The sequence below is a fragment of the Bradyrhizobium sp. USDA3010 genome (assembly GCF_056429065.1).
This window is the reverse complement of sequence record NZ_JBWJZD010000013.1, coordinates 106,580-123,789: the sequence shown is the minus strand read 5'-3', so window position 1 is coordinate 123,789 and position 17,210 is coordinate 106,580. Positions and strand designations below refer to the sequence as shown.

Below are 17,210 nucleotides of genomic sequence, written 5' to 3'. Positions count from 1 at the left end.
GCGCGTCCTCCTGCGGGGCGCGGCGCGCGTCAGCGACCTTGGTGCGACTTGTGGCAGTCCGATTCTTCATTCTTTCACGAGGTGAGAGCGCGCGATCAAGACCAGGACCGCCGCGACGAGGAGAACGCCTGTGACCACGAGGAAACCGGTGGTGAAGCTGCCCGAAGCGTCCTTGGCGCGTCCGATCACGATCGGGATCGTCGCGCCTCCGATGCTGCCGATCATGCCGACGAGGCCGATCGCTCCCGGCGCGCTCTGCCGCGACATGTAGGACTGCGGAATAGTCCAGAACACGGCCTGCGTACCATAGACGCCGACATTGGCAACCATGAATCCGATGATGATCCACGCCGGCGATGTGGAAAAGGCCGCGATCGCGAAGCCGGCTGCGGCGATCACGAAGGTCGTCGCGGCATAGTAGAAGCGCTCACCGATATGATCGGAGTGCCGCGACAGTGCAATCATGCCGATCAGGCCGGCGATCGGCGGGATTGCGGTGACGAAGCCGACCTGCGAATTCGGCAGGCCGAACGACTTGATGATTTGCGGCAGCCAGGGGAACAGCGACGCCAGCCCGCAAAACAGGCCGAAATTGCACAGGCCGAACAGCAGCACCATCGGCTTGGTGATGGTCCTGAGCACGCCTTCGGCATGCACCACGCCGGTTGCCCTGGCGTCGCGCTCCAGCGCGCCGGTCAGCCAGTTGCGCTGCGCCGTCGACAGCCAGGGTGCCTGCTGCGGGCGGTCGGTCAGATAGAAGATGCCGACGATCCCCAGGATGATGGGCGGCACGCCTTCGAGGATGAACAGCCACTTCCAGCCCGAAATGCCGAGCGTTCCGTTCAGCTCGAGGATGGCGCCGGAGATCAACGAGGCGAAGACATAGGAGATCGGCACGGCGTAATTGAACATCGCGTTGTAGCGGGCGCGGTAGCTGAACGGAAACCAGAGACTCAGCAGCAGCATCACGCCGGGAAACAGGCCGGACTCGGCAAAGCCCAGAAAGCCGCGGAATGCATAGAGGCTCAGCGGGCCCTGCGTGAACGCCATCAATACCGTGGCGATGCCCCACAGGATCGCGATCCGCGTCAGCGTGATCCGTGCGCCATACTTGCTGAGGATCAGATTGCTCGGGATCTCGAAGATGGAATAGGTGAAGTACATGATGCCGACGGCGATGCCGAACATTTCGGCGTTGAGCCCGAGCTCCTTGTTCATCTGCAGCGCGGCAAAGGAGATGTTGCCGCGGTCGAGAATGGCGAGGAAGTACATCGCCATCACGAACCACATCAGGCGCAGCGCGACCTTGCGGATGGTGCTGCGTTCGATCTCCGGGTCGGCGGTCGCACTCGCCGCCTTGTCCATCGCGACTTCGGTCATCCCAGCTCCCCCCGATTCTTCATTTTTGATGGTCGTCCTACGCTGGCAGGCAGACTTCCAGCCTGTCGCCAATCACGCGGACGGGATAGGTCCGGATGTCGATCTCGACCGGGCTGGTCAGCGCCTCGCCGGTTCGGATGTCGAAGCGGCCCATATGCAGCGGGCATTCGATCTCGCAGCCGTCCAGGATGCCGTCGGACAGCAGCGCCTCCGCGTGGGTGCAGATGTTGCTGGTGGCGTAGTACTCATTGCCGACGCGATAGAGCGCGATGTGGTGGCCGCCGATTTCGATGCCGTAGGGCTCGCCTTCGCTCAGCGCGCCGAGCGCGGCAGCTTCGTGCCAGGTTCCCTGATCCGCCATGTGCTCTCTCAAATGCTGTAGAAATCGAGCACGGTCGGGACGCGGTCATTGACCAGCGTGATGACCTTGCGCGCGATCTTCCAGGTCTCGCCGTCGCGCCTCAGCGTGTGATGATAGCGCCCGTGGCGCAGATGCTCCTTGGCGACGCGCGGATCGTAGACATGGACCGAGAACACCGACTGGCAGGTGATCTCGTCAGGTCCGGTTTCGAACGCTTCCAGGTTCGAGACCTGGTGCACGGTGCGCGGCAGCGGCAATGCGGTGATCGACTTGCGCGACTCGATGCGCGCAATCCGCTCTTCCAGCCCGCGCCGTGCATCGTGGTAGAGCAGCGAGACCTGCGTATTGGGATCATCGGTGGTGGTGTATTCGTCGAGCCATGCCGGCACCCAATAAACGGCATCCTCGCTGTACATCGCGACCCAATCGGCCCATTCGCCAGTGTCGAGCAGCCGGGCCTCGCGGAAGATGGTCGCGGCGGCGACCGCGTGGGCATCCGTTTGCCTGATTGCGCTGCCAGCCATCACGCTTTCTCCCCCGCAGCGTGCTGCAACAGCCTGCGCCACTCGCGATAGCCGGGGTGGAAATTCGTCTCGCCGCCAAAGCTGGTGGGGCCGAACGACCATTCGGACGCCGTTATGCCGAGCTCGCGCGCATGCGCGCTCTCGCCGCGGCCGACCTCCGCGACGCCGCGCAGATAGCCTTGGGTGGGCGCTGCGGTGGTCGCGTCGTAGCCGGTCTGGCAGAATTCATACATCACGTTGTCGTCGGAGCTCGCGAGCCCGGAGGCGTTGAAGAAGTCCTCATAGTTGCGAATACGAAGCGTGCGTGCCGCGGCGCTTTCGCCGACCGGGGCGAGACAATGCGACACCATCTCGGTCTTGTCGGGCGCCAGCGGCCGCCAGGTCCGCACCTGCGCCGACAGGATGTCGATGACCTGCAGGTTCGGAAAAATCGTGAGGTTGCGTTGCCGAAGCATCCACTTGGCGCGGGTGCTGCCGACGCGTTGCCGCACGGCATCGAGCCGCGCGGGGTCCATGCCGAGCGGACGACCGTACAGTTGCGTGCGCTTGATCGACCAGTTGACGGCATGGCCATAATCGAAGCTGAAGCTGCCTTGCCCTTCCTGCTCGCCTTCCGGTTCCACCGTGAATCCGGCGTCCGGTCCGGCGGTGGCGTTGCGCTTCTTCAGGATATCGACGTAGGAGCTGTGGGTGGTTGCGAAATGATAGTAGTCGAGGCCGTTCTCGAACTGCAGCTTCCAGTTTGCATCGAACGTGTAAGTGCTGGCGCCGGGCACGAACTCGACTTCACCGCTGTCGCTCTGATCGATGATGAGATCGAGGAAGGCGCGGGTGTCGCCGAGAAACTCCTCCAGTTGCGGAACGTCGGCCGAGAGGCTCGCGAACAGGAAGCCGCGATATGAGCCAAGCCGGGCGACCGGGAGAAGGTCGTGATTCCTGTTCGAGAAGGACGGCGGATACTGCCCGCTGGCTTCCTCCGTCACCGAAATGTTGCGCCCGCTCGAGTCGTAGGCCCAGCCGTGATAGCGGCAGACATGGAATTTCTGCCGGCCCTGCTTGAAGGGGCAGACGATCGTTCCGCGATGCCGGCAGGTGTTGAGGAATGCGCCGACCTTGCCGTCGGCGCTCCGCATCACGAGGATCGGATGCCGGCCGATATGGGTGGTGACGAAGTCGTTGGGACGGGCGACCTGGGATTCCAGGCCGATGAAATTCCACGTGGCCTCGAAAATATATCGTAGCTCGGCGTCGAACACGTCGGGATCGGTGAATATCCGGCGATCGACTTCGAAGATGCGTTCGCTGGGGCGGTCGTCAATGAGCCGGGAAATCTCCCGCAGCCTGGCCGCGTTCATCACGTTCTCCCTTCGACTTACCGCCGGCTGTGCCAGGCGAACCCCAGGGTGGCTTGATCGCCAATCTTGGAGCGACTCTATAGTTGTCATGACAACTATCGTCAAGATGATTGGTTGACCGGACAGCCGGAGCGGGACGCGGTGGGGCGCGGCCGGCCGTCTGGAACAGGCGGCGGGATGCAGCGCATGGGGGCCGCGCGTAGGGCACCAGCGCGGAACGAGCAGATCGTTTGGCGTGGAGTTGCGCGCTCAGGTCTTGCGTGCCGGCGCGGTCAGGATGATTCCCTCATCGATCAGGGCGCGGCAGATCTTCTTCAAGGTTGCAATCGCTTCACGCGTTGCCCGGCTGACCGGCCGTCCACGCGGCAATGCCAGGACGCGGTCGGCGCGCATCCACGGCAACAGCGCCGCCGATAGCGCGCCGGCAGCCACTTCCTGGTGAATGCCGGAGAAGGGCAGCAGGGCATAGCCGAGGCCCGATGCCACCATGCGCTTCATCGGCGTGCTGTTGTCGACCCGTACCGCGCAGAGCATTGTCGATGGGAACGGGTTGCGGCTGAGCGGGCCCACGGCGGATGGCAGGGCGTCGAACTCCTTGCGGGTCAGTCTGCCGCGCTTCAACAGCGGATCGCGCGGCGGCCCGATCAGGAACACCTGCTCGACCATGAGTAGTTCATAGTCGAGGTGATCGTTGGGGGGCGGCGTCGTCACGATCGCCAGATCGAGCTCACCGCGCAGCAGGCGTTCGGATGCGTTTTCCGTCAAGACTTCACTGAGCTCGAGCCGCACGCGCGGAAATTGCTTCACGAATGTCTGGGCAAGCGGCGGGTAGAGGATATCGCCGAGGCTTGGCGGCGCGCCCATCCGGACCGTGCCGCTGGGCTCCCGATTTTCCGTACGCACCTCGGCCTTGATGTCGTCGATCGTCCCAAGCAGCCAGCGCCCGCGCGCGAGCAGCACCTTGCCGGATTCCGTGACCGAGACGCCGCGCGCGCCGCGTTCGAGCAAGGCGCCGCCCAATTCGTCTTCGAGTTCCTTGACGTGGCGGCTGAGCGCCGACTGGGCGACGTTCAGCGTGCTCGCGGCGGCGGCAAAGCCGCCACGCTCGGCGACGGCGACGAAATAACGGATCTGCCGCAGGTCCATGACGGGCGCTCCATCTCGATTCGAGATCGATACCATATCAAACATATTCTTGTGAGATACCAAGAAAAGGGCAGTCTCCTTCCCAACGATCAAACGGAGGAGAGACGAGGATGGGCATCGCCCCCGATGAGGCACGCCAGACGTCCGTATTCATCGCCGGCGGCGGGCCGGTCGGCCTTGCGATGTCGCTGCTGCTCGATCGCTTCGGCATCGACTGCGTCGTGGTCGAGAAGAGCCCGACGACGACAGATCATCCGAAGTCGCGCGGCTGCTGGGTCCGCACCATGGAGATCTTCCGGCAGTGGGGCATCGAGCAGGCGATCCGCGACCGCGGCCTGCAGGACAACTCCGACATGTTCGTGTTCCTCGACAGCATCGCGGGTCACGAGTTCGGCCGCACCCGTCCCGAACCGAATGTCGGTCACACCCCCGCCTGGAAGAGCCTGGTCGCCCAGGACGCCGTCGAGGAGGAAATCCTGCGGGTGGTCGAGAAGTCAAAACACGCCACGGTTCTGTTCAACACGGCCTGCGAATCGTTCGAGGAGACCAACAGCGGCGTCAGCGTCACGACGCGTTGTGAAAAGACCGGCGAGGTGACGCGGTGGACGGCGACCTACCTGATCGCGGCCGATGGGGCGGGCAGCCAGACGCGGCGCAGCGCCGGGATCGACATGGTCGGCCCCTCCACGCTGGCGGTGATGTCGAACGAGTATTGGCGGGCCGATCTGTCGCGATTGCCGATCGCACGCGAGGCCGCCGGCTTCATCATCGTTCCGGACAGACCCGACCTGCCGCGCGCCGGCATCCTGAACACCAACGGCCGGGATCGCTGGCTCACCGTGACGCAAATCGGCCTGACCAAGGACGATCGCGAGCGGCCGTGGACCGACCAGGAGTTCATCGAGATCACGCGCGGCCATGTCGGCATTCCGGACCTCGATGTCACGCTTCTGAATCGCTCGATCTGGCGCGTCAGCATGCAGGTGGCCGAGACCTTTCGGAAGGGCCGGGTGTTTCTGGTCGGCGACTGCGCGCACCGCTTTCCGCCCACCGGCGGCTTCGGTCTGAACTCCGGCGTTCAGGACGCGCACAATCTCGCCTGGAAGCTGGCCTTCGTGTTGAAGGGCCGCGCAGACGAAAAGCTGCTCGACACCTATTCCAGCGAGCGCCGCCCGATCGCGCAATCCAATGCCAATTTCAGCTACGGCAACAGATTGCGATTTGGGCTGACAGACGACGCCGTGCGATCGCGCAATCCGGACCGGATCAAGTTCTGGATCAACGATATGGACAATCATTTGCACAGCATCGGGCAGAACCTCGGGCACAATTACGAGGAGGGCGCGGTGATCCCCGATGGCACCGTCGCGAAGGCACTGAACTCCCGCTACTACACGCCGACGGACCGTCCCGGCGCGCGCTTTCCGCATATGTGGCTCGAGCCTTCGCGCAAGAAATCGACGCTCGACTGGTTCGACAAGGAATTCACCGTCGTCACGGGTCCGCTCGGCAGCGAGTGGCTGGAGGCAGGGAAGCTGGTATCGGAGAAGACCCGCCTGCCGCTCTCGCTCAAGCAATTGCCGTCAGCCGACCCGGCGGACGGATTCCAGTTGGGCATGCGCGGCGCCGTGCTGGTGCGCCCTGATGGACACGTGGCGTGGCGGATGCCGTGGGTGCCGTCGGATCCGGCGAAGGAATTGGCCGGCGCGCTCTCGACGTTGCTGCATTAGCGGAGGCTCCCATGCAATCGTTCGAATCCAACTGCGTCGTCACGGCGTTTGAGAAAACCGGACGCGGCGAGCCGATCCTGCTGCTGCATGGCGGCGAGGCCGATCATTCGATGTTTGACGGCCTTGCGCCGGCGCTGGCGGCGGATTTCACCGTGATCGCTTATGACCAGCGCGATTCCGGCGCCACCAGGAATCCTCCGCCGTCCTATTCGCTGGCCGACCTGGCTGATGATGCCGCGGCCTTGATCGGAGGGCTCGGCTACGATCGTGCCCATGTCTTCGGGACATCGCTTGGCGGCCTGATCGCGCAAGTGCTGGCGGCCCGCCATCCCGGCCGCATCGACCGCCTGATCCTGAGCAGCACCTGGAAGGTCAACAGGAGCCCGCTGGACGTCAACGCGGAGGTCTTCCGCAAGCTCGCGTCCTATCGCGCGGACACCGCCGGCAACGCGCCGAAGATCGCAGAATACTTCTTCCCGCCGGACTACCTGCGCACGCGGCCCGAACTGATCGACATCTTTCGTGGCTCGAACCGCGACGACGGCCAGAAGGCGCGACGTGGCGCCTTGCTCGCGCAGCCCGTCGCTGCCGATCTGACAGGCTTTGATCGCCCGACCTTGCTGCTCGCGGGTGCTGACGACCGATTGATCCCGAATGCCGAGACGTTTGCGCTCGCCCGCGACCTTGCGTGCGTCGAGACCAAGACGATCGCGGACGTCGGCCATGTCGCATCGATCCAGGCCCCCGGACGGGTGGCGGAGGCGGTGGCGGCATTTCTGAATCCAAAGAAGAAGGCGGCGTGACAACAACAGGGGGAAACCATGGCTGAGCAAGCGAGCGCGGTGCCGTTCGACGAAGCGCCGGTGACGACGCGCTATTGGCTATCGATCATCATCTTCGCCATCTCCGGCGTAGTCGATTTCTTCGATTTCTTTGTGGTCGGGTTCCTGGTGTCGGTGCTGGCGCCGAAATGGCACCTGACGTTTGGGCAAACATCGATCATGCTGATGAGCGCCGGCATCGGAGCAATGCTGGGCGCGTTCGCCGCGGGCGTCCTCGCCGATCGTTTCGGGCGCAAGCCGTTGGCGGTTGCCGGCGTTCTGCTCTGCGGCCTGACCTCGGGCGCGATCGCGTTCATTCCGGAAGACGGCTGGGTGGCGTTTGCGATCCTGCGGTTTTTCGTCGGCTTCGGCCTTGCCGCTGGCGCGGCGGCGGCAGTTCCTGCCATCGTCGAATTCGCACCGACCCGCCATCGCACATTGGTTACTAGCCTCGTGGTCGTTCCGGTCGCCTTTGGCGTGCTGTCGGCGTCGGTGACGGCGAGCTTCCTGTTGCCGCTGGTCGGTTGGCGCGGCCTGGCGGCGGTCGGATTCCTGCCGATCATCCTCGCAATTCTGACCATGATCATCATGCCGGAATCGCCGCGCTGGCTGATCAGCAAGGGCCGTGTGCGCGAGGCTCAGTCGAATATCCGAAAGCTCTATCAGGTCGGCGGCGAGTCATTTGTCCTGCCCACACTGCCGGCGGCGAACCCGGCGACATTTGTCGATCTCTTTGCCGAGCAGCGGCGCTTCTGGCTGACAGTCCTGATCTGGTTCGGCGCCAGCACGGCGAATTACGGCGTCTTCCTGTGGGGGCCGACCATCGTGGCGTTGCTGCTTGGCGTCACGCCCCAGGACGCGGCGAAGATGTTCATCTATGTCAGCCTCGCCGGCGTTGCTGGCCGGACCGGCTTTGCGTTTCTGGCGCACCGGATCGGCCGCAAGCCGTGTGGCCAGTTGATGGGCTATGGCACCGCGATCTCGCTGGCGCTGGCTGCCTATTTTCACGCTGATTTTGCCGGCTCGGTCCCGCTGTTTCTGGTCTTCCTGATCATTGGCGCCGTGTTCTTCGACGGTGGATTTTCGAACATCGGGCCCTATCCCGCGGAGATATTTCCAGTCCAGCTCTCGGGGCGCGCGGTCGGCCTTGCCCAGCTCTCGAACGGGGTCGGCAAGATCGTCGGGCCGCTGTGCCTCGCATTGATCGCCGGCGCGGACAATGTCGTGCATCCCAGCGCGACCGCCTCGGCGGTGATGCCGGCGTTTCTTTTTCTTGCCGGCGCGGGTCTCTTGATTGGACTCGCCTTTACGTTCCTCGGCGTCGAGCCGCACGGACGCCCGGTGGCTCTGTTTGGCGAAAACGCAGGTGCGAGCAGTGCATCGAAGTCACTGGCCGCGAAAACTGCAATGTGAAAGACGGAAAGTTTCACGATGGACCATGCACCCGACACGATCGCAACGGCGACGCCGTTCGATACTGCAAAGCTCGATCGGCTGATGGATGAGGCGGGGCTCGACATCCTGATCGTCACCTCGCGTCACAATGTGCAATATCTGCTCGGCGGATATCGCTTCTTCTTCTTCGACGTCATGGAGGCGATCGGCACCAGCCGCTATCTGCCTGTCTTCGTCTACCAGAAAGGGCACCCTGAGAATTCCGTCTACATCGGCAACCGCATGGAGAAGTTCGAGCGTGAACTCGGACGGATATCGGCGCCGATCGTTAAAGCGAGCGCATGGGGAACGATCGATGCGATCGGCCTCGCCATTGATCATGTGAGAAAGCTCGGGGGATCCGCCAAGTGCGTCGGCATCGAGGCCGGCTTCCTGCCGGCCGACGCCAGGGATCACCTGCTTGCCGGTCTTGGCAACATCGAGGTCCGCGAGGCTCATTTCACGCTGGAGCGGCTTCGCGCCGTAAAGTCGCCGGCCGAACTGGATCTCATCAGAGAGGCTTCCGAACGGGTCGTCGATGCGATGCTGGCCACGCTCAAGAGCTGCGCGCCGGGCATGACCAAGAACGACGTCGTCGCCCGTCTGCGTCGTGAGGAGCAGCAGCGTGATCTCGTCTTCGAATACTGCCTGATTGCCGCGGGCAAGAGCCATAACCGCGCGCCGTCGAACCAGCGTCTTGAAGAGGGCGACGTGATCTCGGTCGATTCCGGCGGAAACTACCGGGGCTACATCGGCGACCTCAGCCGCACGGGCATTCTGGGCGAGCCCGACAGCGAGCTACGCGAGTTGCTGCAACAGGTCGAGGACATCCAGCAGGTGGCCCGGCGCGCGATCCGGCCGGGCGCCATGGGCGGCGACATCATTGCGGCGGGCGAGGCAGCCGTCAAAGGCTCTCCGCATCGCGCCGTGCTCGACTTCACCGCACACGGTATTGGGCTTGTCAGCCACGAAGCGCCGCGCCTCACCGCGACCGGCCCGGTACCTTACGCGCCCTATGACGCCGGCCGGCCGCTCGAATGCGGGATGGTGATCTCGATCGAAACCGCGCTGCTGCATCCGGCGCGCGGCTACATCAAGCTCGAGGACACGCTGCTCGTCTCCGAGGTGGGCTGGGATGCGCCCGGCGACCACGGCAGGGAATGGAATTCGTCGCGTCTCATGGCGTGAAGCGGTCGACGCCAGGGCGGCATTTTTGGCTGGGGAACCGATTCAGCTGCGGTGCTGGAGGCGTTCGCCGGCAATTTCGGAACAATAGAAATATATCCCTGAGTTGCCCGACGTGTCAAGTTGCCCGGTCGCGGCCGGCTGCTTTGCATGGGGTTGTTTTCGATATTTTGGCAGCGCCCCCTGCGACGGCCCAGATGACTTCATGTGCGCTCGGCCAGGGGATTGATCCGGCGGTCTTTGCTTCACTCGAGCCTCCGGTCATGCGATGCTTTAAGCTGGATGTAGCGGCGGCTCCGTGCCGTCTGCTCGCCGGGTCGGCGCCGACGATGGGCAGGTGCAACCGATATGGATTGCCTCCCCATCGACAGAAGCGACCTGATGACCACCGCCGCCAACGCGCTCCGCGACTACGCCCAACGCATCCTGACCGCCCGTGTCTACGACGTGGCGGTCGAGACGCCGCTCGATCCGATGCCGCGGCTCTCGGAGCGCCTGTCGCGCGCCGTCTTGCTGAAGCGGGAGGACTTCCAGCCGATCTTCTCCTTCAAGCTTCGCGGCGCCTACAACAAGATCGTCAGGCTGCCGGACGCGCAGCGAAGACAGGGCGTCATCTGCGCGTCGGCGGGCAATCACGCACAAGGGGTGGCGCTGGCGGCGCGCAAGCTCGTCATTCCCGCGACGATCGTGATGCCGCGGACGACGCCCGCGATCAAGGTCGAAGCCGTCCGGCGTCTGGGCGGCGACGTTGTGCTGCATGGCGACACGTTCGACGATGCGCAAACCAAGGCCAGGGAGATCGAGGTCGCGCGCGGCCTGACCTTCGTGCATCCGTTCGACGATCCCGACGTGATTGCCGGCCAGGGGACCGTCGGGATGGAAATCCTGCGCCAGCATCCCGATACGATCGAGGCGATCTTCGTGCCGATCGGCGGGGGTGGGCTGGCGGCCGGCGTCGCCGCCTTCGTGAAATTCCTGAATCCCTCGATCAAGGTCGTCGGCGTGGAGCCGGCAGACGCTGCGTCGATGGCGGCGGCGCTCGCCAAGGGCAGCGTTGTCGCGCTGGATCAGGTCGGACTGTTCGCCGACGGCGTCGCGGTCCGCAAGGTCGGAGCCGAGACGTTCCGGCTCTGCCGCGATCTGCTCGACGAGGTCGTCACCGTTGACACCGACGCCATGTGCGCGGCCATCAAGGATATCTTCGACGACGTGCGATCGGTTGCCGAGCCCTCCGGGGCATTGGCGCTCGCCGGCCTCAAGGCCTACGCCGAGCGCGGCGCACTGAGCGACGGAAGCCTGATTGCCGTCAACAGCGGGGCCAATCTGAATTTCGACCGGCTGCGCACCATTGCCGATCGCGCCGAGGTCGGCGAACACCGGGAGGCGCTGATTGCGGTCACGGTGCCGGAGAAGCCGGGCAGCTATCGGCACTTCATCCGCATCCTCGGTTCGCGGGCCATCACGGAATTCAACTACCGCTTCGCCGAGACGACGGCGCCGGCGCAGCTGTTCGTCGGCATCGCGCTGAGTCGCGGCGAGGCCGAGAAGCGGGAAGTCATGGAGTTGCTCCGCCGCGAGGGCTATCCGATCCTGGATCTGAGCGAGAACGAGATGGCCAAGGACCATGTGCGCTACATGGTGGGCGGCCGCGCGCCGCTTCTCAAGGACGAGGTGATCTACCGCTTCGAGTTTCCGGAGCGTCCCGGCGCGTTGCTGAAATTCCTCGAGAGCCTGGCGCCCGACTGGAACATTTCGCTGTTCCATTACCGAAATCACGGCGCCGATTACGGACGCATCCTGGCAGGCATCGAGGTCAAGCCTTCCGAGCGCGCCCGGTTCGTTCAGGCGCTGGATGCGCTCGGCTATCCCTACTGGAACGAGAGCGAAAATCCGGCCTATCGGCTGTTTCTCTCCGCCGAGAAGAGATGAAGCGGCGAGGTCCTACGCTGGTCCAGAGTAAAGAGGACGGTTGGCGGTGCAAGACATCGGCGAGCCGCCACGCAATCCGTGCTGAAGAGAAAGGCAGTCCGTATGACCCGTGAGGAACGACAATTGCGCGAGGCGATCATTGCCAAGTGCCGATGGATGAATGCGTCGGGTCTCAACCAGGGGACATCAGGCAACATCTCCGCCCGCTACAAGGACAGGATGCTGATCACGCCCTCGGCGACCCCGTATGATTCGATGAAGCCGGAGATGATCGCGTCGATGCCGCTCGAGGCCGACGATGGGACGTGGGAGGGGCCGTTGCAGCCCTCCACCGAATGGCGCTTCCATCTCGACATCACGCGCGCCCGGCCCGATGTCGGCGCCATCGTCCATACCCACTCGACCTATGCAACCGTGCTTGCGATCGCGCGCAAGCCGATCCCGGCCTGCCACTACATGATAGCGGCATTCGGCGGCACCGACATCCGCTGCGCCGGCTACGCGCGCTACGGCACCAAGGAACTTTCCGATCATGCGATCGCCGCGCTGGAGGGCCGCAATGGCTGCCTGCTCGCCAATCACGGCATGATCGCGCTCGGCGCCAATCTCGACAAGGCGATGTGGCTCGCAGTCGAGCTCGAGACCCTCGCGCGGCAATACTACCTCTCGCTTGCGCTCGACTCGCGAATCATCCTGAGCGACGAGGAGATCGCCGACACCGCGAAGGGGTTCTCGACCTACGGGTTGCAGGCGCCAAAGCCGAGCGAGGCCCGTGCGACGGCAAAGGCGGTGCCGCGCCGCGCCGAGAAGCGGCGTAGCAGCAAGCGATGACGGGCACTCGCCGGTCTAGGACGGCATGTTTGACGGCCCCGTCAGCATAGGCAAGACTGATCGAAGTCAAACTGTGCCTGCGGGATATATCCGGTGCGCGATTCCGATTCTGATTTGCCTTGGTCGACCAGTTGGGCCGGTCTGCGCTCTGCCATCGCGGCGCTTCTCATCGCGTCGACGGTCATCTTCAGCCTACCTGCGTCCGCTCAAGTGGCGTGGCAGATGGCGACGGAATATCCTCGAAGCAATATCTCCGGACTTGGCTTGGCAAAATTCGCGGAGCTCGTGTCCGCGCAGACGAACGGATACGTTACGGTCCGCAATGCGTTCGATAACGAGTTGAAGATCAGCTCCGGCGAAATGTTGCGTGCGGCCCAAGAGGGACGGATTGCCGGTGGCGACGCATTCGCGGGGCCGCTCGAAGCGTCCGATCCGGTATTTGGCCTGCCGTCGCTGCCGTTTGTCGTCCAGTCCATCGAGGCGGCGCGGACCATCAACGAGCGCGCGCGGCCACTCTATGAGAAGGCGTTGGCCGCACAGGGCCTCAAGCTCCTGTACATCACCATTTGGCCGTCCACCGGCCTCTGGAGTGTCCAGCCAATCTCGACGCCGGCGGACCTGCGATCCATTGCCGCGCGGACGTATGACTACAATTCGGCCGAGGTGATGCGCGCGGTCGGTGCAACGGCGGAGTATCTTCCGTTCAACGAGGCAATCGCCAAGGTAAGAAGCCATGAGCTGAATGCCATCCTTACGTCGGGCGACGGCGGGGCCGGCCGAAAGCTCTGGCAGGATCTGACCCATTTCACGGCGATCAACTACGCGATTCCGATCTCGATTGCCTTTGTACGGACCGATGCCTTTGAAGCGCTCCCGGAATCGGTTCAACGCCAGGTGATGCAGGTGGCTGCCGAGACGGAACAAAGCCAGTTCCAGCTTCTGGCCAATCGCACGGCCGAGAATTATGCGCGCATGCGTGCTAACGGGGTTGAGATCGCAGAGCCGGCGCCGGCTCCCGTTCTCGCCGCGCTCGAGCAAGGTGCGTCGGCACCCATCGCAATGTGGAAGGCCAAGGCTCCTCCGGAAGCCGTGGCTATCGTCGAGCGGGCGTTGCAGCAGCAATAGACGGTGGTGGCATCGCGCCGGCCGCGATCAGCCGCCATGGACGATGAGCCGTGGAGCTGTGCGCGGCGTGCAACACTAGTTCGTACGTTGGCTGCGGCCTTGCGGTGCATCCGCATTGACGGTCGATGTGCTGGCCGACCCGGATGCGGTCTCGACCCGAGGGATCGCAAGATGCAGATTGCGGCGAATGTGAAATTCGAACGTGCCGGCGAGCGCCGTTTCGATGGCGGAGAGGTGCGCAGCTCCATCGTCCAGCAACGCATGACCATGACCCGCCGAGAACAGTGCGCCCGCGACGAAGATCGGAAAATAGGCGGTGCATCCGACGCCGAGATCCCTGTTGTCGATGCGCCCGCTGAAACCGTTCGCTTCGTTCGGCTTGCGGGGGTCCCAGTTCACCGGCGGCGCGACACCAAAGTTGCCAAAGCACGGCGACAACCTCAGCTCCCGTCCCCAGGGCAGGCGCGCGATATTGCGCGCGCGATCGAGCGGGACATGCCGGCAGCAAAAGTCCAATGAGGTTTCCCGCGCAGCGCTCGTCGGGGCCCTCATGTTCCAACCCCAGTCCGATCGCAGGCGAACATCGAGGACACGAACCTCGAGCACGTCGCCTGGTTCGGCGCCCTCGATGTGGATTGGTCCGGTCAATAGCCGCGGTGCGGCTCCGTGGGACGCGGGGATGTCGCTGCAGCCAAGCGGTTCGACCAGGTCGCTCACGTGATCGAACGCTTCATCCGGCTCGGCCGATAGCGTTTCGATCGTCACCCGATCACCGGACGCTATTCTGATGACGGGACTGAGCCGACCATCCCACAGTCCCCAATGAAGATGATCTGGTGTCGAGGTAAGATAATGCTCCACGGTCCATCCTCTCTTGTTGGTTCTTGTTGACGCCTGTGCGCCCGCTGCGTCACCAGGCGGGCCACTTCAACCGGGTGATCGCTGTGGAAGCAGGGCGCTGCATGGCGACGCTTTCGAAAGTGACGTTGGCTCATAAGCACGATCTGTGCCAAGAGCCGTGATGCAGGACATCCTATCTATCGGCTTATGGTCCTAATACCCTCCGCTTCGAGCCGAGATTTTGAGCTGGCCAGGTCAACCATGTGGCAGTTCCGTCCGCTCGCGTAGCGGCTAGTCGGAACCGTGATAGGCGGGACGTCAAGTTGGAACAGTGCGCGCTGCTCGTCTCACGTGCAGCCGACCTGTCGTCTTCCGTCGCGGATCATCTGAGACGTGAGCAAACTCGCGCGTTCGACTCGTGATCTGCGATTCACCAAGCGGCACAATGATGCCGTAGCGCCTATTTCGAGGGCTTCGGCCTGTTTCGCGTCAAGGAATGGTTCAGCTTTGCCGAGTTGCCTGGTGATTTGGACGTTCTCAACCATCCGGCTGAAGGAGCGGCGATGACGCGCCGAGCAATTGCCACCGGACGCAGCAGCTCATCTCCCGCGGCAAGGACTCCTGCGGTCCTTCGATGGCCACTTGCTTCGCCATGGCATGTCGCGGCTGCTGTATCCGCCACGATTGGCTGTAGCGAAGATTCTGCTAGACGTATGGGACTAACATTAGTACGATAGTTTCAATTGGCAGGAAGGGCCTGCGGTTCGCTCCTCAGCCGCTGCCGGTTGCCGACAAGGAGGATGTTTTGCCGGATACCCTGGTGGAGCCGTACACGCGGCTCAGAGAGAAGATGGCGCAGCGCGACCGCAGCCTGCGCGAGAAGGTGGTGTCGCTCGAGGAAGCGGCAGGCTTCGTCCAAGACGGCATGAAAGTGGGTATTGGCGGGTCGACCATGTCCCGCACGCCGATGGCGCTGCTCTGGGAGCTGATCCGTCAGCATCGCAAGGATCTTTCGATTTCGCGCTGCATCGTCTCGACGGACGGCGACCTCGTGTTCGGATCCGGCATCGCGAACCACGTCGTCACCAGCTGGTTCGCCCAGGGGATTCTCTGGGGCCTGTCCAAGGTGATGCGGCACCACGTGGAGAATGGCGGCAAGCGCTACGAGGAATGGAGCCACATGGCCGTCGGCATGCGCTTTCGCGCCGGCGGCATGGGCGTTCCGTTCCTGCCGACCCGCGCCATGATGGGGTCGGATATCGTAGGTCAGCGTCCCGAAGCCAAGCAGATCGACTGTCCGTTCACCGGCGAGAAGCTGCTGCTGGTCCCCGCGCTCAATCCTGACGTCGCGCTGATCCACGTCCAGCGCTGCGACCCCTACGGCAACGCCCAGATCGACGGCCTGCAATTCATGGACATCGATCTCGCGCTCGCCGCCAACAGCGTGATCCTCACGACCGAGCGGATCGTCTCGAACGACCAGATCCGGCGCGCGCCGGACCAGACCAAGATCCCGTTCTTCTGCGTCGATGCCGTGGTCGAGGTTCCCTACGGATCGGCACCGCACGAGTGCTACGGCCTCTATGAGCCGATGATGCGGCACATGGAAGCCTATGTCGCGCAGGTCAACGCGGATCCCGTGAAGGGCATGCAGGAATATCTCGATCGCTATTTTTACAGCCCGAAGTCCTGGAACGAATATCTCTCGCTGATCGGCATGGATGAGGTGTTGGAGGCGACGCAGAAGGGCAGGAGCATCTATAATGACTGAGGCGCAGCGCTACACCGCAAGCGAAATTCTCGCGATCTTGAGCGCGCGCCAGCTGCAGGACGGGCAGGTGGTCTTCGCCGGCATCGGCGTGCCGCTGCTCGCTGCAACCCTGGCCCAGCGCACCCGCTGTCCAGCCCTGACCATCCTGTTCGAGGGCGGCGTGGTCGGCGCCTTCGTCGAGCCGGGCAAATTGCCGCCGTCGACCAATGACCAGCGCTGCACCAAGCGCGCCAACATGGTCCTCGGCAGCGCCGATGTCTTGCTGCTGCTCCAGCGCGGTTACGTCGATGTCGGCTTCATGGGCGGCGCCCAGATCGATCAGTTCGGCAATCTGAACTCGTCGTTCATCGGCGATCCGGCGAAGCCGAAGACGCGCCTGCCGGGTACCGGCGGCGGCAATGACATCTCCAGCCTGACCAACATGATCGTCGCGATGAAGCACGAGAAGCGTCGCTTCGTCGAAAAGGTCGACTTCATCACCAGCCCCGGGTTCATCCGTGGCGGCACCAGCCGGCGCGACTCCGGCCTGCCGAGCGGCGGCATCTGGCGCGTGATTACCGAGCTCGCCGTGTTCGGCTTCGACGACAGAACCCGCCGCATCAAGGTGCTCGCGCTCAATCCCGGCGTCAGCCGCGAGGAAGTGCAGGACAATACCGGCTTCAGGCTCGACTTCGACGAGAAGCTCCACGTCACGTCGCCGCCGACCGACCACGAACTCGAGACGCTGCGGATGCTCGATCCCGACCGTCTCTTCACCGCTTAAAGCTACACCAAGTCC

Annotated in this window: 15 protein-coding genes; 9 read left to right on the top strand and 6 right to left on the bottom strand. The window is 63.7% G+C overall.

The features are described 5' to 3' along the window. Positions 1-66: 66 nt before the first annotated feature. The 5 genes from AC066Y_RS21200 to AC066Y_RS21180 form a co-directional block, all read right to left on the bottom strand. Complete coding sequence (locus tag AC066Y_RS21200; RefSeq protein WP_478275564.1) at positions 67-1,380, bottom strand: MFS transporter; 1,314 nt, start codon at positions 1,378-1,380, stop codon at positions 67-69. Between the two features lie 37 nt (positions 1,381-1,417). After that, complete coding sequence (locus tag AC066Y_RS21195; RefSeq protein WP_478275563.1) at positions 1,418-1,741, bottom strand: non-heme iron oxygenase ferredoxin subunit; 324 nt, start codon at positions 1,739-1,741, stop codon at positions 1,418-1,420. An 8-nt stretch (positions 1,742-1,749) separates the two neighbouring features. Beyond that, entirely contained in the window at positions 1,750-2,265 is a 516-nt protein-coding gene (locus tag AC066Y_RS21190; protein ID WP_478275562.1) for an aromatic-ring-hydroxylating dioxygenase subunit beta, read from the bottom strand. Continuing rightward, positions 2,265-3,620, bottom strand: coding sequence for an aromatic ring-hydroxylating oxygenase subunit alpha (locus tag AC066Y_RS21185; protein WP_478275561.1), 1,356 nt, complete (start codon positions 3,618-3,620; stop codon positions 2,265-2,267). The genes AC066Y_RS21190 and AC066Y_RS21185 overlap by 1 nt, the downstream gene beginning before the upstream one ends. Before the next feature lie 249 nt (positions 3,621-3,869). Then, positions 3,870-4,766, bottom strand: coding sequence for a LysR family transcriptional regulator (locus AC066Y_RS21180; RefSeq protein WP_478275560.1), 897 nt, complete (start codon positions 4,764-4,766; stop codon positions 3,870-3,872). 110 nt (positions 4,767-4,876) lie between these two features. Here AC066Y_RS21180 and AC066Y_RS21175 point away from each other — a divergent pair, with 110 nt between their 5' ends. The 7 genes from AC066Y_RS21175 (at position 4,877) to AC066Y_RS21145 (ending at position 13,821) form a co-directional block, all read left to right on the top strand. After that, positions 4,877-6,496, top strand: a complete 1,620-nt coding sequence (locus AC066Y_RS21175) for an FAD-dependent monooxygenase (RefSeq protein ID WP_478275559.1) — start codon at positions 4,877-4,879, stop codon at positions 6,494-6,496. Between the two features lie 11 nt (positions 6,497-6,507). Continuing rightward, positions 6,508-7,299, top strand: coding sequence for an alpha/beta fold hydrolase (locus AC066Y_RS21170; RefSeq protein WP_478275558.1), 792 nt, complete (start codon positions 6,508-6,510; stop codon positions 7,297-7,299). 18 nt (positions 7,300-7,317) lie between these two features. Continuing rightward, positions 7,318-8,730: an MFS transporter gene (locus AC066Y_RS21165; RefSeq protein ID WP_478275557.1), complete on the top strand. Its 1,413-nt coding sequence runs from the start codon at positions 7,318-7,320 to the stop codon at positions 8,728-8,730. An 18-nt stretch (positions 8,731-8,748) separates the two neighbouring features. Continuing rightward, positions 8,749-9,939, top strand: a complete 1,191-nt coding sequence (locus AC066Y_RS21160; RefSeq protein WP_478275556.1) for a M24 family metallopeptidase — start codon at positions 8,749-8,751, stop codon at positions 9,937-9,939. 378 nt (positions 9,940-10,317) lie between these two features. After that, a complete protein-coding gene (gene ilvA, locus AC066Y_RS21155) occupies positions 10,318-11,865 on the top strand; it encodes a threonine ammonia-lyase, biosynthetic (RefSeq protein WP_478275555.1) in 1,548 nt (515 codons plus the stop codon). Positions 11,866-11,967: 102 nt separating this feature from the next. Continuing rightward, entirely contained in the window at positions 11,968-12,696 is a 729-nt protein-coding gene (locus AC066Y_RS21150) for a class II aldolase/adducin family protein (protein ID WP_478275554.1), read from the top strand. Positions 12,697-12,837: 141 nt separating this feature from the next. After that, positions 12,838-13,821, top strand: coding sequence for a TRAP transporter substrate-binding protein (locus AC066Y_RS21145; protein WP_478275633.1), 984 nt, complete (start codon positions 12,838-12,840; stop codon positions 13,819-13,821). 75 nt (positions 13,822-13,896) lie between these two features. Here AC066Y_RS21145 and AC066Y_RS21140 read toward each other — a convergent pair whose 3' ends face one another. Then, positions 13,897-14,682 carry an acetamidase/formamidase family protein gene (locus tag AC066Y_RS21140; RefSeq protein WP_478275553.1) on the bottom strand — a complete coding sequence of 262 codons (786 nt, stop codon included), beginning with the start codon at positions 14,680-14,682 and terminating at the stop codon, positions 13,897-13,899. 829 nt (positions 14,683-15,511) lie between these two features. Here AC066Y_RS21140 and AC066Y_RS21135 point away from each other — a divergent pair. Together AC066Y_RS21135 and AC066Y_RS21130 are read left to right on the top strand one after the other, a co-directional pair. Next, entirely contained in the window at positions 15,512-16,432 is a 921-nt protein-coding gene (locus AC066Y_RS21135; RefSeq protein ID WP_478275632.1) for a CoA transferase subunit A, read from the top strand. Beyond that, a complete protein-coding gene (locus AC066Y_RS21130; RefSeq protein WP_478275552.1) occupies positions 16,425-17,195 on the top strand; it encodes a CoA-transferase subunit beta in 771 nt (256 codons plus the stop codon). Before AC066Y_RS21135 ends, AC066Y_RS21130 begins: the two co-directional genes overlap by 8 nt. The last annotated feature ends 15 nt before the right edge of the window (positions 17,196-17,210 follow it).

Bases quoted from the DNA above. Each gene is read 5' to 3' on its own strand.
- AC066Y_RS21200 (WP_478275564.1), bottom strand. From the start codon at position 1,380: ATGACCGAAGTCGCGATGGACAAGGCGGCGAGTGCGACCGCCGACCCG.
- AC066Y_RS21135 (WP_478275632.1), top strand. From the start codon at position 15,512: ATGGCGCAGCGCGACCGCAGCCTGCGCGAGAAGGTGGTGTCGCTCGAG.
- AC066Y_RS21150 (WP_478275554.1), top strand. From the start codon at position 11,968: ATGACCCGTGAGGAACGACAATTGCGCGAGGCGATCATTGCCAAGTGC.
- ilvA (WP_478275555.1), top strand. From the start codon at position 10,318: ATGACCACCGCCGCCAACGCGCTCCGCGACTACGCCCAACGCATCCTG.
- AC066Y_RS21190 (WP_478275562.1), bottom strand. From the start codon at position 2,265: ATGGCTGGCAGCGCAATCAGGCAAACGGATGCCCACGCGGTCGCCGCC.
- AC066Y_RS21185 (WP_478275561.1), bottom strand. From the start codon at position 3,620: ATGAACGCGGCCAGGCTGCGGGAGATTTCCCGGCTCATTGACGACCGC.
- AC066Y_RS21165 (WP_478275557.1), top strand. From the start codon at position 7,318: ATGGCTGAGCAAGCGAGCGCGGTGCCGTTCGACGAAGCGCCGGTGACG.
- AC066Y_RS21180 (WP_478275560.1), bottom strand. From the start codon at position 4,766: ATGGACCTGCGGCAGATCCGTTATTTCGTCGCCGTCGCCGAGCGTGGC.
- AC066Y_RS21195 (WP_478275563.1), bottom strand. From the start codon at position 1,741: ATGGCGGATCAGGGAACCTGGCACGAAGCTGCCGCGCTCGGCGCGCTG.
- AC066Y_RS21130 (WP_478275552.1), top strand. From the start codon at position 16,425: ATGACTGAGGCGCAGCGCTACACCGCAAGCGAAATTCTCGCGATCTTG.
- AC066Y_RS21175 (WP_478275559.1), top strand. From the start codon at position 4,877: ATGGGCATCGCCCCCGATGAGGCACGCCAGACGTCCGTATTCATCGCC.
- AC066Y_RS21170 (WP_478275558.1), top strand. From the start codon at position 6,508: ATGCAATCGTTCGAATCCAACTGCGTCGTCACGGCGTTTGAGAAAACC.
- AC066Y_RS21160 (WP_478275556.1), top strand. From the start codon at position 8,749: ATGGACCATGCACCCGACACGATCGCAACGGCGACGCCGTTCGATACT.